At 71.8% G+C, this 16,899-nt stretch carries 8 protein-coding genes; 4 read left to right on the top strand and 4 right to left on the bottom strand.

Annotated features, from left to right (window positions below):
• Positions 1–18: 18 nt before the first annotated feature.
• Positions 19–561, bottom strand: a complete 543-nt coding sequence (locus WME83_RS33615; protein ID WP_437313799.1) for a GNAT family N-acetyltransferase — start codon at positions 559–561, stop codon at positions 19–21.
• A 284-nt stretch (positions 562–845) separates the two neighbouring features.
• Here WME83_RS33615 and WME83_RS33620 point away from each other — a divergent pair, with 284 nt between their 5' ends.
• From WME83_RS33620 to WME83_RS33630, 3 genes are all read left to right on the top strand, one after another.
• A complete protein-coding gene (locus tag WME83_RS33620) occupies positions 846–2,174 on the top strand; it encodes a ferritin-like domain-containing protein (protein ID WP_437313800.1) in 1,329 nt (442 codons plus the stop codon).
• Positions 2,175–2,986: 812 nt separating this feature from the next.
• On the top strand, positions 2,987–5,401 hold the full coding sequence (locus WME83_RS33625) for a hypothetical protein (RefSeq protein ID WP_437313801.1): 2,415 nt from the start codon (positions 2,987–2,989) through the stop codon (positions 5,399–5,401).
• A gap of 824 nt (positions 5,402–6,225) precedes the next feature.
• Positions 6,226–7,440 (top strand): glycosyltransferase, encoded by a 1,215-nt coding sequence (locus tag WME83_RS33630; RefSeq protein ID WP_437313802.1) that lies wholly within the window; start codon positions 6,226–6,228, stop codon positions 7,438–7,440.
• Positions 7,441–7,589: 149 nt separating this feature from the next.
• Here WME83_RS33630 and WME83_RS33635 read toward each other — a convergent pair whose 3' ends face one another.
• The gene (locus WME83_RS33635) at positions 7,590–8,849 is read right to left on the bottom strand and encodes a protein kinase domain-containing protein (RefSeq protein WP_437313803.1); all 1,260 of its coding nucleotides are present in this window, start codon (positions 8,847–8,849) and stop codon (positions 7,590–7,592) included.
• A 440-nt stretch (positions 8,850–9,289) separates the two neighbouring features.
• The gene (locus WME83_RS33640; protein WP_437313804.1) at positions 9,290–14,143 is read right to left on the bottom strand and encodes a hypothetical protein; all 4,854 of its coding nucleotides are present in this window, start codon (positions 14,141–14,143) and stop codon (positions 9,290–9,292) included.
• Positions 14,144–14,638: 495 nt separating this feature from the next.
• Between WME83_RS33640 and WME83_RS33645 the strand changes: the two genes are divergently transcribed.
• A complete protein-coding gene (locus WME83_RS33645) occupies positions 14,639–15,160 on the top strand; it encodes a hypothetical protein (protein ID WP_437313805.1) in 522 nt (173 codons plus the stop codon).
• 30 nt (positions 15,161–15,190) lie between these two features.
• On the opposite strand, the gene WME83_RS33650 is transcribed toward WME83_RS33645, so the two are convergent.
• Positions 15,191–16,762, bottom strand: coding sequence for a hypothetical protein (locus WME83_RS33650; RefSeq protein WP_437313806.1), 1,572 nt, complete (start codon positions 16,760–16,762; stop codon positions 15,191–15,193).
• Positions 16,763–16,899: the final 137 nt, after the last annotated feature.

A 16,899-nucleotide genomic window follows, 5' to 3' on the forward strand; every position in this document is an offset into this window, starting at 1 on the left:
GGCCGGACATCCTCGCCGTCATGCCGGCCTCGGCAGCACGAACTCTTCCGCCGCGAGCCCCTTGAACACCGTCGGCCCCGTCCGGCGGAACCCGAGCTTCTCCAGCACCCGGACCGACGCGGTGTTCTCGAGCATCGCGTGGGCGACGAGGCGCGGGAGCCCGAGATCCTCGAACGCATACCGGATGCACGCCGCGGCCGCCTCGCTCGCGTAGCCCTTGCCCCAGTGCTTCCGGAAGAAGCGATATCCGAGATCCGCGAGCCCAAGATCCTCGTGCCACTTCAGCCCGCACCAGCCGAGCTTCTCCCCCGTCTCCCGGCTCAGGGCGACGAACCGGCCCATGCGGAAGGCCTCGAACTGGTGCGCGAGCCGCGCGACCACCGTGCGCGCCTCGTCCTCGCTGGCGAACGCAGGGTCCCCCGTGTAGCGGATCACCTCGGGATCGTCGTTCAGCTGCATCATGAACGGGACGTCGGAGGGCCGGTGGGGGCGGAGGCTCAGGCGTTCCGTCACGAGGACAGCGGGGGTTTCGTCAGGCTCGTTCCTGTCGAGGGCGACCATCTCGCCATCTTACCGGGTCCGCCACGGCGATGCACGGCGGGGTCGGCCAGGCGCAGCATCGCGTCGGCTCCGGCCCGCGCGTGGCACAGCGCGGCCGCGGTCGCTCCTCGAGCCTGCGCGGCCGGCGCGCGGCGCGCGCTCGACGGCCGTCGCCTTCGTCGGGCTGTGCCGCGGTCGCCCGGTGCGACGACGATGTCAGGCCAGGGAGCGCTCGCCGTCCGCGCGAGCCTGCCAGTCCGCCGCGCCGTTCTCGGCGGCACAGAACTTGTTGGGTGAGGACGCATATGGCCTCTTCGAACCCCATCGACAAAATCCTGCTTCGTGTCCTGTCGCTCTCGCTCGCGCCCCTCGTCGGCGGATGCGGGATCGACACCAGCGTCTTCGAGCCCATCCCTTGCGGGAGCGAGGGGCGCACGCCGTACCTGGCGGGCGCCGAGCCCGGGGCTCCTGCCGATTACGTAGAGCTGAGAGTGATAGCGAGCCCGTCGGGCGCGGCGACGCCGATCGCGCTCGAGTCGGTGGGCGAGAAGTGCTCCGGGGCGGCGGACAGGACCGCATGTGAGGAGAAGATCGCGGCGGCCACGTCGACGAAGGGGTTTCGCCTCGGGGACTGCGTGGATTTTTGCCCGGATCACATCCTGATCGTCAACACGGGCGACGAGGTGACGGTCCTCGATACGCGGGACGCGGTGAGGGCGTGGCTCGGCCCCGTGGACGCGCCCGCGGACGCGGTGCTCGCCGCGTCGCTGGCAGGCTACACCGTCCGCTGCGACAAGCCCGACGAGGGCGGCGTCCGGCCTGACGGCGACGCGTACGAGGTCCTCGCGACGCGGTACACGGAGATCTGCGCTCCGATCGAGCGCACGCTCTATGTGCTCGGGGTGGACGCGGGCGGCGGCGTGCTGGAGCTGGAGACCGAGGTGATCGAGTCCGAGTCCGGCGCCTGCGTCGGCCGGAGGCCGGCGGGGCTGCTGCGGGCCGCGGGCCGGGGCGCGACGCCGGTGGGGGCGTATTTCGCGAACGTGGCGCGGCTCGAGGCGGCGAGCGTCTGGGCCTTCGATGTGCTCGGGCGCGAGCTGGTCCACCACGGGGCGCCGCGGCCGCTCGTGGAGCGGGCGCGCGCCGCCGGGCGCGACGAGGTGCGGCACGCGCGGGTGATGCGGCGCCTGTCGGCGCGCTACGGCGGCCGCTGGCAGCCGCCGCGGGTAGAGCCGAGGCCGGTCCGATCGCTGGAGGAGATCGCGATCGACAACGCGACCGAGGGGTGCGTGCGGGAGACGTACGGGGCGCTGGTCGGCATGTGGCAGGGGCGCTTCGCGCGGGATCCGCTGGTCCGGCGCGTGATGACGCGCGTCGCGCGCGACGAGGCGCGGCACGCGAAGCTCTCGTGGGCGATCGACGTCTGGGCGCGGCCGCGGCTCTCGGCGGCCGAGCGGCGGCGCGTCGAGGAGGCGCGGCGCGGGGCGCTCGCGGCGCTCGAGGAGGAGGCGCGGCGCGAGGTGGATCCGGCGCTCGTGGTCCACGCCGGGATGCCGGGCCGGGAGGCGGCGAGGAGGCTCTCGCGGAATTTCGCGGAGGCGATCGCCGCGAGCGCCGCGGGCGTCGGCGCCTAGCGGGGCTAGCCCCGAGCGCACCCGCGGTGCCTCTCGCGTTCGCCAGAGGCCTCCTTCATCAACCCAGAAATCCCGAAAACAAGAGAAGACGAACCACAGAGCCACAGAGGGCACAGAGAAGAAGAGGAGAAGGAGCTCTTTCTTCCTCTCTCCTCTGTGCCCTCTGCGCCTCTGTGGTTCATTCTTTTCTCTTCGAACACCTGGCCCGCGCGCGGGACGCTGAAGCCGTCTCCTCATTTCGCGGAGATGGTCTCCAGGCGCCATTGCGCGGGCGCGGGCCGCTGCTTCTCCAGGCATTCGCCGCGCGCTGCCCTTCGTTCTGATCCCGCGACGCGCCCGGGCTTCGCGGGCGCGGCCGCCGCCCAGCGCTCCGCGGATGCGCGGCCGCGGATCGACAGGAGCCCTGGTCGTCAAGCCCTCGGCAGGGGGGTTGGTGAGCCGCCCCCATCAACTTAGGATCGCTCCAGACACAGCGGGTTGGCGACTGGAGCCTTCGAGCGCTGGCGGCACCTGATTGCGCCACGCGTCGTGGCGTGGCCCGCAGGGTGTCGTATCGACGCATCGCCCTGGCTTTTCGTGCCGGCAATTGGTGGGACTTTCGTCGAGAGGTCGGCGCAGGGCCAGGGCGGAGATCCGCCCTGGAGTCGCCCTTCGCCCGATTCGCTCGCCTGTGGGCTCCACCTGATCTGAACACGGCTGTCTGCGGGAATCGAGCGCATCAAAGCTCGAAATCGATAGAAAGGCGGACTCACATGCGAAAGTATCGAGCGAGTGCGGTTTCTGCTGGAATCATCGCCGGGTTTGCGGGCGTGATGGCCAGCGCAGGCGCGGTCTGGGCCGCCGATTCGGATCAGGGCACGGCTGACGCCCATCTGAGCTACGCATGCAAGCACCAGCACACTGGACAGCTCCGGAGCGTGGACAGCCCGGACCAGTGCCAGGCCTCGGAGGAGCTGGTGTCCCAGCCCCGCGGGGGCAAGGGCTTCGTGGGTCAGCAGGCCTTCAAGGGCGAGCGCGGTCCGCAGGGGCCGCAGGGGCCCAAGGGTGAGCCGGGCCCGCAGGGGCCCATGGGGCTGCAGGGGCCCAAGGGCGAGCGCGGTCCGCAGGGGCCGGCGGGCCCGCAGGGGCCCAAGGGCGAGCGCGGCGAGCCGGGCGCGCCGGGGCAGGCGGGGCTCGTCGGCCCGCAGGGGCTCGTCGGCCCGCAGGGGCTCAAGGGCATCGACGGCGTGCGCGGCCCTCAAGGGCCCAAGGGCGAGATGGGTCCTCAGGGCTTCAAGGGCGCTGACGGCGCGCGTGGGCCTCAGGGGCCGATGGGCCCCAAGGGCGAGATGGGTCCTCAGGGTCCCCAGGGCCCCAAGGGCGAGCGCGGTCCCCAAGGGCCCGCGGGCGCTCCGGGCGCCATCGGTCCCCAGGGCCTCAAGGGCGCCGACGGCGTCCACGGCCTCCAGGGTGCCCAGGGTCCCAAGGGCGAGATGGGTCCTCAGGGCATCAAGGGCACCGACGGCGCGCGCGGTCCCCAGGGTCCCCAGGGCTCCAAGGGCGAGATGGGTCCTCAGGGTCCTCAGGGTCCGCAAGGCCCCAAGGGCGACATGGGCCCTCAGGGCCCCAAGGGCGAGCGCGGTCCTCAAGGGCCCCAGGGGCCCAAGGGTGAGCGCGGCGAGCGCGGTCCCCAGGGCCCCGCGGGCGCTCCGGGCGCCATCGGTCCCCAGGGCCTCAAGGGCGCCGACGGCGTCAAGGGCCTCCAGGGGCTCAGGGGCGAGATCGGTCCCCAGGGCCTCAAGGGCGCCGACGGCGCGCGCGGTCCTCAGGGTCCCCAGGGTCCGCAAGGCCCCAAGGGCGAGATGGGTCCCCAGGGTCCGCAAGGCCCCAAGGGCGAGCGCGGCGAGCGCGGTCTCCAGGGCCCCGCGGGCGCTCCGGGCGCCATCGGTCCCCAGGGCCTCAAGGGCGCCGACGGCGTCAAGGGCACCCAGGGTCCCCAGGGGCTCAGGGGCGAGATCGGTCCCCAGGGCCTCAAGGGCGCCGACGGCGCGCGCGGTCCTCAGGGTCCCCAGGGTCCGCAAGGCCCCAAGGGCGAGCGCGGCGAGCGCGGTCCCCAGGGCCCCGCGGGCGCTCCGGGCGCCATCGGTCCCCAGGGCCACAAGGGCGCCGACGGCGTCAAGGGCCTCCAGGGTCCCCAGGGGCTCAGGGGCGAGATCGGTCCCCAGGGCCTCAAGGGCGCCGACGGCGCGCGCGGCCCCCAGGGTCCGCAGGGTCCGCAAGGCCCCAAGGGCGAGCGCGGCGAGCGCGGTCCCCAGGGCCCCGCGGGCGCTCCGGGCGCCATCGGTCCCCAGGGCCACAAGGGCGCCGACGGCGTCAAGGGCACCCAGGGTCTGCAAGGGCCCAAGGGCGAGCGCGGCCCCCAGGGTCCGCAGGGTCCGCAGGGTCCGCAAGGCCCCAAGGGCGAGCGCGGCGAGCGCGGTCCCCAGGGCCCCGCGGGCGTTCCGGGCGCCATCGGTCCGCAGGGCGTCAAGGGCGCCGACGGCGTCAAGGGCACCCAGGGTCTGCAAGGGTCCAAGGGCGAGCGCGGTCCCCAGGGTCCGCAGGGTCCGCAAGGCCCCAAGGGCGAGCGCGGCGAGCGCGGGCCGCAGGGCCCCGCGGGTGTTCCGGGCGCCATCGGTCCGCAGGGCGTCAAGGGCGCCGACGGCGTCAAGGGCACCCAGGGTCTGCAAGGGTCCAAGGGCGAGCGCGGTCCCCAGGGTCCGCAGGGTCCGCAAGGCCCCAAGGGCGAGCGCGGCGAGCGCGGGCCGCAGGGCCCCGCGGGTCCCGCGGGCGCCATCGGTCCCCAGGGCCACAAGGGCGCCGACGGCGCCAAGGGCATCCAGGGTCTGCAGGGTCTGCAGGGTCCGCAGGGTCCGAGGGGCGAGCGCGGCCCGCAAGGGCCCATGGGGTCGCCCGGCATCGCCAAGATCCACGTGGTCTCGGTGACGCGCGAGGCAGGGCCGACGAGCGCGTTCGTCAACGTCAAGGCGCTCTGCAACGCGGGTGAGGTCGTGCTCAGCGGCGGATTCTCGATCTCCGGCGGAGCCCAGGCGACCAGCAGGGTGGTGGAGAACTCGCCGCTCGACACCGCCGACGAGGGCCGCGCGGGCTGGACCTCGACCGCCGTGTTCGAGGGCGGCTACGGCAAGAAGGGGCAGACGGTGGCGCTGACCACGTTCGCAGTCTGCGCCCAGGTGCCCGAGCGCTGACGGCGATCGACCGCAGGGTCATGCTCACGGGCCCGTGAGCCCCACCTCTCGACCAGCTCGCCCCCTGTCCCCCTTCACGACAGCCCTGAGGACAGGGGGCAGCTGGTCCAGCCCCTCAGCCTTGCTCCCCGCACACCGCACGCACGGCGAGCCGCCCCGCCCCGCCCCGCCGCCAGCATGACGAGCCCGCCCCGCCGCCCAGCATGGCGGGATCCGCGAGCCCCCCACCCGTCGCGAGCCCGCCGGTCACGAGCTCGCAGCCCCGCCCCCACCGCGCGGAGACGGACGCGCTGCAACGCGCCACGATGGCGAGGTGCCCCACGCGCCGCCAAAACTCCCACCGTGTAGGTCAATTCACTCCATTGACCCACCTCGATCCAGATGCCGGACCGGACCGTGGCGCAGCTCGCACGCTTTTCGCAAGGAGCCTGGCCGGTGACATCGTGAACACTGGGCTCTTCCTCGGCACCGAAAAAAATGCGCGACCGCGGCGACTTCTGCCGGAATTCCGGGGCGCCATGGCCGCTGTGCTCGGGGGAGAGGCCGCGGCGCGCGACGCCGCGGCGGTGCCCTTTGTCACAGCTGTCGTCATGTGCCACAGCAGTGCTTTCACGTAGTCAACTCACCGGCTGGTGAAGGCATCCCCTCACTTCAACCCAGAGGTACGAGGCGTGCTGAGGAGATTCACAGAGAATCCTCCTTGCCTCATAGACTCTGTGGTAACTTCCCCCAGTGGACGAGGACACGAAGGAGGGGTTTCTCTCAGGTCAGACTACATGCCTCCGAGCGCATCCTAGAGGGGAACCATGAGCGTAGATTACCCTATGAAGACGACCCAGCATGCACCGATGACCCGCGCGCGCCACAACCGTCTTGTGATCGCGCACGTGCTGAACTCCTTCCAGGTGGGAGGCGCGGAGCAGGTCGTGGTGGATCTGGCCGGGCTGCAGCGCGAGGCGGGGCATGAGGTGATGGTCGTGGGCATCGAGACGAACCCCGACGGGCCGCGCGCCGCGCAGCTCCGGGAGCGCGGCGTCTCGGTCCACATGCTCCCGAAGCGCCCCGGCTTCGACGTCAAGCTGCCCGGGAAGCTCGCGGCGTTCTTCGCCAAGCATGGTGTCTCCATCGTGCACTCGCACAACCAGCTGCCGCTCATCTACGCGACGGCCGCGGGCCGGCTCCACCGCGTGCCCGTGTGCCACACGCTGCACGGCGCCATGTTCGATCAGGGCCGCCGGGCGTGGCTGCGGCACATGGCGGCCAAGCTCGCCGACGCGCACGTGGCCGTGTCGCAGCCGACGGCCGACTTCATGCTGAAGCACAACGAGGTCCCGAGCTCGAAGCTGCACGTCGTCTTGAACGGCATCGATCTCTCCCGGTTCAGGCCGGACTCCGCGGCCCGGCGCCGCATCCGGACCGAGCTCGGCATCCCCCAGGACGCGTGGGTCGCCGGCGCGGTCGGCCGCCTGTCCCAGGTCAAGAACCACGCCCTCCTGCTCCGCGCGGCCGCGAACGCGGGTGTCCTGTCGGAGAACGGGCGCCTCCTCCTCGTCGGGGACGGGCCGGAGGCCGCCTCGCTGCGCGCCCTCGCCGAGGAGCTCGGCATCAGCGACCGCGTCGTGTTCGCCGGCGAGCGGCACGACGTCCCGGAGCTCCTCTCCGCGAGCGACGTCTTCGTCCTCTCGTCGACGTCGGAGGGGCTGCCGCTCTCCATGGTCGAGGCCATGGCCACCGGCCTGCCCGTGGTCTCGACCGCCGTGGGCGGCATCCCTGCCCTGATCACCGACGGCGACACGGGCTTCCTCGTGCCCTCGGACGACGTCGGCGCGCTCGCCGCGAAGCTCGCCGAGCTCAAGGCAGATCCCGCGCGGTCCGCGGCGATGGGCAAGCGGGGGCGGAAGCTCGCGCTGGGGCGCTACTCGGCGGAGCGCATGATGGCGAGCTACATGGATATCTACGAGACGCTCCTGGCCCGGCGGGAGTCGGAGCGCCGCGCCGTGCTCCGGCCGAGCGAGCTGCTCGCCGGCTTGAGCGCGTAGCCGCACGCCCCGGGCGAGGCGCGGCCCACCCCTGCGCGGGCGTCGAGGCCGCGCCGAGGGCGACCGAAAAGGCACGGAAGACGCAGAGAGTGCACCCATTCTCTGCGCCCTCCGTGCCTTTTCGGTCAGGGCGGCCGGCGGATTCGCGGTCAAGGCGCGCGGGGGATCGTCGAGAGCGCGCGCGGGACCGTGGCGAGCGACGCCGGCGACGAGAGCGCCGAGGTCCGGGAGGACCGCGGCTGCGCCTGAGCGCGACCGGACGGCGGCCGCGCCTCCAGCGCGCCGAGGTCGCGCACGTCCGTCGACGGCGCGAGCACTCCCCGCGGCGGCGGCGGCGCGACCGTGCTCCGGGGCAGCGGCGCGATCGCGCTCCGCGACGGCGGCACGATCGTGCTCCGCGACGGCGGCGCGAGGGTGGCCCGCGACGGCGGCGCGACCCCGACCGCAGCCTGCGCCTCGCGCACCGCTGCCAGCATCGACCGCGCGTCCGGCCAGCGATCCGCCTGCGCGAACTCGAGCGCCCGGTCCACCACCCGCACCACGGCGGGGTGCATCGACGGCTGGATCCGCGCGAGCGACGGGATCGGACACGTCATCCGCAGGAAGAAGAGCTCGTTGACGGTCGGCGCGTCCTGCACGTACCGGTTCGTGAGCAGCGAGAACATCGTCGCTCCCAGCGCCCAGATGTCGGTCCGCGCATCGACGAGATCCCAGCGCGCGCGCGCCTGCTCGGGCGGCATGTACGCCGGCGTCCCCATCGCCCGCAGCCCGGCGAGCGACGTCTGCGACGAGGGGACCCGCAGGCGCGCGATGCCGAAGTCGAGGATCTTCACCCCGTGCTCGCGGGTGAGGAAGATGTTGTCGGGCTTCAGATCCCGGTGAATGACCCCGTTCTCGTGCGCGGCCGCGAGCACCTCGAGGATCTGCTCGCTCAGGGCGAGGACCTCCGCCGGAGGGAGCGGGCCCTTCTGCGCCTTCCAGCGCTGGAGGAGGGTCTCGCCCTCCAGGAGCTCCATCACCAGGAAGGGCGACCCGTCCTCGGTCACGTCGTCCGCGAGCACCGCCGCGACCCCGGGGTGATTCACGGTGTTCACGATGGCCTTCTCGCGAAGGAACCGGGCCCGATCCACCTTGTCGCGCGCCCGCTCGGGGTGCAGCAGCTTGATCGCGACCCGCTCGCCGCTCCGATGCGTCGCGGCATAGACGGCCGCCATCCCCCCGAGCCCGATCAGCGCATCCAGCCGCCACGCGCCGTTGAGCACCGCCCCTACACGTGCCTGCGCCTTCTGGACGTGCGTGACATTCTCGAAGTCCATGGCTGCTTCTCTCTGTGTGCCCTCGGGCAACCGACGCTTCAACGCTCGCGACGCAAGAACGGCTGTCTTCTTTACGTTCCCGGTGTCATGCACCGGCGCTACGGCGGAATCGGAGCTCCACGATGGCGGGCTTGGGGTGCAACTCGTCGGAACCGCGACCTGTCCGGCCGTCCTGCGTCACCGAACCAGGAGACGCCTGGGGTGGGCGGTGTCCAACAGCACGTCATTTCATGGAAAAGTTCAGCAAGAGCTGCGCCACGGAGACCCCACGTCCAGGACCGCGGCGAACGGGCAGCCCGCATGGGGCGAATCGCCTCCCTGCGGCAAGATGCCACGACCATTGCGCCGCCACGGGTCGCTCGGGTCCTCGTGGAGCGGGCGTCCACACGATGGCGACGCCTCCTTCGATGAGCCCGCTGCACTCGTGATCACGGGGACGAGCATCGCTCGGCATCGCTGGGTGTGGGGCGAGCGCGCCGCGCGTGTCCTCGCGCGGCGCATATCGTTGACGAAGGGCCCGCTCGCGCGCGAGGTCAGTGGAGGCCCCTCATCGTCGGGTCGCCGAGCTTGAACGCCGACAGCGCCTGGCGGATGAACACCGGCACCGAGACGTAGGCCTCGAGCGCGACGCAGGCGCGGTTCGAGGAGCACGTGCAGCGATGGAAATCGCTGAAGTCGTCGTCGGCGGCGTCGGCGTCCTCCTCGCATCCGGGCACGCCGTCCCGCAAGACCTCGCCGTCGGGCGTGATGGCGGCGACCGTCGGATCCCACCGCACGATCGGCTGTCCGCTCTCCGGGCTCAGCTTCACCTTGTGCCAGTCCGCCTTGCCGTCGCCGTCGAGGTCGGGGCCGGGCTCCGTGACATACGCCTTGGCCAGGAGCTCGTTGGCGTACTCCAGGACGCGCGCGCCGATGCCCTTCTGCACGACCTTGCCGAAGATGGTCTCGGTCCCGTACGCCTTCGCCACGAACACCTTCCCGGACGGATGGTGGAGCTCGATCCGGTTCGGGAAGCCAGGATCGGTGTCCGCGCCGGTCTCCCAGATGTGCATCATGTCCAGCCATCTCTGCTTCTGGTTCTCGGGCAGGTAAAGGAGCGTCCAGGCGATCAGGAACTTCTGCTGCTCCCAGCCGATCTGGGGGTCGAGGACGGCGACCTTCGCCGGGGCCCGCGGGTTCCACGGCGCGCTGTCGACCGCGCCGTACGCGCTGCAGACGGTGCTCCCGGCGCCGGGGAAGCAGCTCTCCGGCCCGGCCTCGCTCCACCACGACGTCCAGCCGAGCGCGCTGGCCGGATACCCGCTCGCGTCCCTGACGGGACGGCCGCGATCGTCGGCCTCGATGCGCACCCCCTTGATGGCGTCGTCGCCCGTGAGGTTGTTGGCCAGCCAGCGGCGGTACCCTTCCGGGAACACGTCGGCGAGCGAGACCGCGCGGTAGCGCGCGTCGAGGAAGTCGTGCCGCGAGTCGCTGACGAAGTTGTCGACCGACTCGGTCATCAGCATCGCCACCCACGCCTTGTCGTAATAAGAGCCGGCGTTCATCGTGTACGACGAGTCGTACTCGCCCTTGTCCTCCGCGAGCGCGTTCTCGAGCGGCTTGCCGCCGAAGGCCACGTCGCCGAAATAGCCCGTGGCGCCGTTCGGGACGACCACCACCGTATCCCCGGGATCGCCGAAGACGTCGCTCGACGACCGGAGGACGGTGTCGCCCTCCGGCAGGAAGTGCTCGCCCGGCTGCGGGCGCGCCATCTGGAGCGCGAAGTGATCGAACGCGATCCCGGCCGCGAGGATGTTCTGCTGGAAGAGGTTGCCCGCGGCGTGCACCCAGAACGTGTCGAAGTCGTAGCCGCGGTCCAGCGCGAACTCGCGGTAGATGTTCGCGACGAGCCCGAGGCCCTTCGCGCCGTCGCGCATCTTGGCGTTGTACCGATTCAAGGTCCGCTCCGACGCCGCGCGCACGCTGAAGGCCTGCCGGTCGCGGCGGTAGTTGTCGAAGATGTGATTCACCTCCTGCTGCGTGATGAAGAAGTTGAAGAGCTCATAGGCGTCCGCGCCGCTGTCGTGCCGGTACACGCTCAGGTTGCCGAGATCGGCCCACCGGTCGGTCGCGAAGCCGTAGGGGACGCGGGTGCGCCCCGCGGGGTCCACCGAGGGCCCCTTCACGCCCTTCGGCGTCTCGAGCGCGCGCCACGGCACGTAATCGACCTTCTGCTGCCGGCACCGCGTGTACTTGCCGTCGACCGGCACGATGTGCCCGTCGAGCACGGGGTGCCAGGCGCCGCCCTGCTCCTCGTCCCAGTCCGACGGCCTGTAGGCGCTCGGGTCGACCTCGACGCAGCTGCCCGGCCGGATCAGCTCGTATTTGTTCTGCAGGTCGGAGTAATGGATATCCTCGTCGTCGTACTCGGGCTGGATGCCGAGGATGCCGCCGAAGTCGTCGATCTTGGCGAGCATGCCCTTGCCGCGCGGGGTGGCCGCCCTGTAGCTCGGGTCGGCGTGCACGGAGACGACGTCGCCGTAGAACATGCGGGCCGCGGCGAAATCGTAGGCGCCGAGCCCGATGAGGTCCTGCGTGGGCTCGCCGGCGTAATCCATGGTCGACGAGTGCATGAACATCCAGATCAGGTGCTTCCGCTCGTTCTCGGTGACGGGGTCGTAGTAGCGCGGCCCGACGCACGCCTCGCCGTCCTCCGAGAGCGTCTCGCACGGCGTCTTCACCCGCCCGTCGTTCGTGCGCAGCTGCCAGTATTGCGGCCGGTAGCCCCAGGCGTCGGACGAGCTCACGAAGTTGTGGCGCAGGCCGACGGAGTGGCCCATCTCGTGGAGGATCACCGCGTAGTGCGCCCGCTGCGCGAGGTAGCGCCGCATGGCCTCGGCGCGCCGCAGCTCCTGCGCGGCGTCCCCCTCGCCGAAGCGCCCGTGCTTGCTCGCGAATTTCTCCTCCAGGATGTCCGCCAGGTTGGCGGTCGCGAGCGGCGCCGGCGCCTCGTGCATCACGCACGCGCCGCGCTCGGCCAGCGCCACCTCCTTCAGGTTCCTGAGCTCGCGCTGCACGCTCGGGTTGGCCCCGCGGAGCGGCGAGGCGAAGCGCATCACCTCGTCCGTGAGCGGCAGCGCCTCCACGCCGGTGAGCTGCTGGATCGTCTTCGTCGTGAGCTCGGCCTCGAGCTCGGTGCCCACCGCGGACTTGCGGCGCGCCTCGTACACGGCGCGCATGCTGTCCGGCGCCGTCGCGTCGGCCGCGATGGCGCGCACCTCCTTCGAGAGCCGCCGCAGGTCCTCGCGCAGCGCTGGATCGCGCGCCAGCTGGCCGGAGACCCCGGCGGCGTCCTCCGCGGTAGCCCCGGCGGCGCCGGCGATCCGCCGGGCGATCTCCTCCCGCGTGAGCCGCGGCAGCGCGCCGCCCTTCGACGCGCCGTCGCTCGCTTGCGCCCAGTCCCGGACGTAGTCGCCGTCGGTGACCTCCTCGGTCTTCAGCTCTCCCTTGATGTACCGGGCCGTGTCGACGATGCCCTGGCTCCAGATGTCGTTGACGTGCGTCCAGACGTTGATGCTCGACGCGATCTTCTCGCCGGTGAGCGGGTCCTCCGAGTCGCTGTAGATGCCCCAGGCGGAGGGCGATTGCGGCGCCTCGAAGTTGTTGATTTGGTGATAGCGCAGGTCGCCGATCCGGGCGCTCAGCGCCGCCCCGCACGCCTTCATCAGCGCGGGATCGCGCCCCGCCTCCTTCCGGCGCTCGTCGCTGCACATCCTCGCGGTCACCCCCTCCGGCAGCCGGGGGCCGCCGCACGCCTCCGGGTCGGCGGCCTCGACCGGGCTGTGGCAGAGCACGATCATCTCGGGCATCTTGGCGAGGGCGACGACGCCCGGCGCGTAGCCGCGCCGCGCGCCGAGCTCGTCGGCGAGGGCGTCGCACCCCTGCCCCGCGCGCGCCGCGTCGCGCCGGCACGCGTCGACCTCGCGCGCGAGCGCGACGGCGTCGGCGCTGTCGTCCATCTGCCCGTCGTAGACAGGGAACGCCGCGCCGCAGCGCGCCGCGTCGCCCGTCGTCCGGACGCACTCGACGTGCTTGGCGGTGACGACGGCGCTGCGCAGGGCCACGTCCCACTCGTGCGCCGCCGAGGCCGTGGCGTCGAAATAGTCGGGGTTGCTGTTCGACGTCACGTACCAGGCTTGCGGCACGGCCTCGCGACGCTGGTACGGCAGGGTGCATCGCTGCTTGAACGTGTCGCACCGCGACCCGGGGCCCACCGTCACCCGCTCTCCATCGACGTCCATCGTCGCCCCGGTGACGGCCTCGCACTCGTCCTCGGTCCCGTTCCCGTCGTCGTCGCGGTGCGGGTCGGCGAGCGGCGGGGTCGTCTCGGGCGTGAAGCACCGGATCTCGCCCGTCATGCGCTCCGGATCGGCGTAGTAGTGGCTGCGCTCCCAGAGGTTGTACCGGGTGATCATCCGGTGCCATTTGGCGTCGCTCATGCCGTAGTTGCGCGCGTACCCGAAGCGCTCTCGCACGAAGGGGCCGAACGCCTGGAACCGGTACCCGTCCCACTCCGCGGGCTCGTAGTCCCGGTCGACGACGCGGCGGAACGACTGCCGGAGCGTGACCTCGACCGGGTTGCAGGAGCCGACCGGCGCGGTGCCGCCGGGGAAATCCGCGTCGAGCATGCAGGCCGGGAAGCTGCCGATGCCCCACCCGAGGTGGCTCAGATCGATGAGCTGGGGCATCGCGAAGGCCTTGTTGGTGACGTCGAAATATCCCTCCTCGGCGTCGAAGTGGGGCGCGTCGGGGTGGCTCGGGTCGCTCACGTAATAGGAGAGCGGCTCGTACTGCACGCCGCCGTAGACGCCGATGAGCGACAGCGTGTCGAAGTCGTAGGAGTCGACGTTCAGGTTCTTCGACCAGTCGACGCGCATGTACTCCCGCGCGTACCAGGGGCGGTCGGTCGTGTTTTCGACGACGACGTTGGTCTCTTCCCCCGTCGACCGGTTGTAATCGCGCTGGACGTCGAAATGCGAGAGGATCTTGTACGCGACGGCCACGACGCCGTCGTCCGTGGCGGCGCCGGCGCCCTTGCCGTCGGTGTCGTTCACGCGCTCGTAGGTGAGGCGCCCGATCAGGAGGTCTTCCTGGATGACCCACTTGATGCGCGCGACCTCCGCCTGCGCGTACGACGACGAGAAGAGCCCGTCCTGGGAGGCGCCGTAGCCCACGTCGACCACCGTGGTGCGCGTCCAGAACTCCGGATCGTCCTCCTTGCTCTGCAGATCGGCCCCCACGAAGAACGATTTCGCCAGCGCGTTCGCCTGCACCTGGCTGAGCGGCCTCCGCTCCTCGGCGCAGCCCGCGATCGAGCCCGCGGCCGCCGCGAGCAGTGCCAGTCTCACGATCCAACTCATCGCAGCGTCCTCCTCCTGCAGCTCGGCCCGAGCGCGCATGCCCCCGTGAGAGCCTCGGCGTCCCCACGCGATCTGCGTGACGGCCGCCCTGATTGCGCGATCGGCGTCTCTGCTCCCCCATCGAGTCGCCCCATCGAGTCGCCCCATCAAGCCAGCGGCACATCGCGTGCCACACACCTCCAATCGCCCCCCTTCGCGGCAAATCTCCGGTCGTGCGGTGGTGTCCTGTCGATCTCCGCCGCGACCGCGCGGCGACGCCAGCGTTAGTGGACTGACGCCTCCGCCCGCCCGCGTCCGAATCCCCGGTCCGCTCGGGCTGCTTCGGGCGGAAACGGAGCTCAGGACACGAATCGATCCTCGAAGCCCGGTTGTTCCGGGCGTCCACGGTAGGCACCCGGCGAGGGAGCTCGTCTCGCGGGGCGGGGGATGGCCTCCCCCGCCCCGCTGCGGTATCGACATCCTCACCCGATCGGGAGGAACGCAGTGCCTGAGGGAGACGTCCTGCTCTCGAACGCCGACGGCGCCATCCGGGCGCTCGGCCCCGCCGTGCTCGTCTGCGAGTGCCCGGGCGACGGCCTCGACCTCGCCGTGCGCCGCGTCGCCGCGTTCGCGCTGACCGCCTCGCTGATCATCGTGGGCATCGTGGCCGCGCGCGCGGCGCCCTCTCCCATCCTCTTCATCGCGGGGACGTGGACCGCGGGCGCCACCGCGGCGCTGCTCGTCGTCCGCCGGCGCCGCCGGCTCCACGGCCTGTTCCGCCTCGACTTCGAGCGGGCCGAGATCGTCCAGGAAGGCCGCGGCTTCCGGCGGACCTATCCGATCCAGGCGATCGCCCGCGTGTCGACCCCGCCGGCCTCGGACGCCGACGTCGACGAGCCGGGCCTCACGCCGCGCTGGCTGCTGCTTCACCTGTCGACCGGGGAGCAGCTGCGCCTGGGCAGGGCGCCCGCGTACGCGCTCGGCCCCGCGCTCGCGTTCCTCAAGCGGGCCGGCGTCGAGGCGTGAGCGCGCCCGCCGCCGGCCCCGGCTGCGGCGTCAGGGCCTGGGCAGGTTGGGGTAAGGCGGACCGAACTGCCTCACCACGGTCCGCGCGTCCGAGAGGAACGGCGTCTTCATCGTCTCGTCCTGGTAGATCGGCCGGACGACGCAGGTGGGGTTGCTGCATTGCCCCGGATCGGGCTTGGGGAACATGACGTCGGCCACGAGCCAGAACCTGTCGCCGGAGTCCTCCGGGGTGAACGCCACGGGCTCCTCGGGGTCGTAGAAGCCGGTGGGCCCGAGATCGGCCCCGAGCTCGCCGTTGCAGAAGATCTTGACCCGCGGGTGCACATCGAACGACGCCGTGCCGCCGAAGTAGTGCACGGCGACCCGCATCCAGCCGTCCTTCGGCGGGAAGTCGACGTTGATGTTCTCCGGCGCGCAGAAGTTCGGGTTGTCGGGGTCGGTGACGCGGTGCAGGCAGGCGATGTTGTCGAGGTCGAGCCGCGGGTTATGGCATCCCTGGCCGTAGGAGCGCCACGCGTCCCCCACGCCGCGGGGCGCGTAGAAGCACGTGTTGTTGGTCTCCTCCGGATCGAGGTACCAGTTCACCGGCTCGGGCGGCGCCGCGTCGTCGCCGAACCAGCGGATGGACGAGCCCTCCACGATGCCATCGAGCGTGCAGTTCCCGTAGCCGCACGCGACGCTCGAGCCGCCGATGGTCCAGGGCTGCGTGTTGTTCGGCTTGTGGAGGTAGAGGTCCAGATCGACGCTGTACGGATCGTGCTCCCACTCGAGCTCGACGCGCAGGCCGCGGGCGCCGACGAACAGCGGGTAAGCGCAGGTCGCGGTCTCGCCGCCCGCCGCGCGCTTCGTGTACGTGACCGTGTACTCGCCCGACTGCAGGGGCTTGAAATCGTCCGCGGGGTCCGAGCCGCCGACCGAGGGGCACGGGTCCACGCCCGGCGGGCAGGTCACGGTCCAGACCTCGGAGCCCGGGACCGCATCCCCGCTGAACGAGCCGGTGCCTTCCTTCAGGTCGACGTTGGCGAACGGGGCCGCCTGGATCGGGTGGCACCCCGTCACATCCCTCATGTGGCAATTCTCGTCCGCGTGCACGCCGCCGACGCACGGGCCCCACGTGCCCGTCTCGTCGCAGAGCTGGGTGCCGGGGTAGCACCCCGGGCTGTGCCGGAAGGACGGGTCGCCGCGAAAGCAAGAGTGCGCCTGGCCGGCGATGCACGCGCACGTCTCGTCGATCATCCCGTTGCAGTCGTCGTCGAGCCCGTCGTGGTCCACGCCGAGCTCATCCACGCCGCACAGCTCCACGGGGCCGCAGGCGCTGCCGCACGGGTTGACCGCCACGTCGGGCGCCTCCTCGGTCGCCCCTGCATCGATGTTGAGCATGCCGCCGAAGCCGTCGGAGCCGCCCGTCTGGGCGCCCGGCTCGCCGGCGGCGCCGCCCGCCCCGCCGGCGCCGCTCGCCCCGCCGGCGCTCGCGCTGCCCCCAGGCTTCCCGTCGAAATCGAATCGTATGCCTTCGGCGCTGCAGCCCGCCGCGACGCCGACGCCCGACGCCGCGGCTGCGATGACGACCGGGAACACGGTGAGGACACGAAGACGAAACATGAGACCTCCACTCGGGACCTCGACACGCGGCCGCAGCGAGACTGCGGCCGCTCAGCGCCACAGCGAAGAGCACCGTACCTTAGCAAAGCGGAGACGCTGCAGCCCGAGGGCGCGCGCGATCGCGCGCGCAGGGCTGG

Origin of the sequence: Sorangium sp. So ce385 (assembly GCF_051474135.1) — a bacterium.
GTDB lineage: Bacteria > Myxococcota_A > Polyangia > Polyangiales > Polyangiaceae > Sorangium > Sorangium cellulosum_D.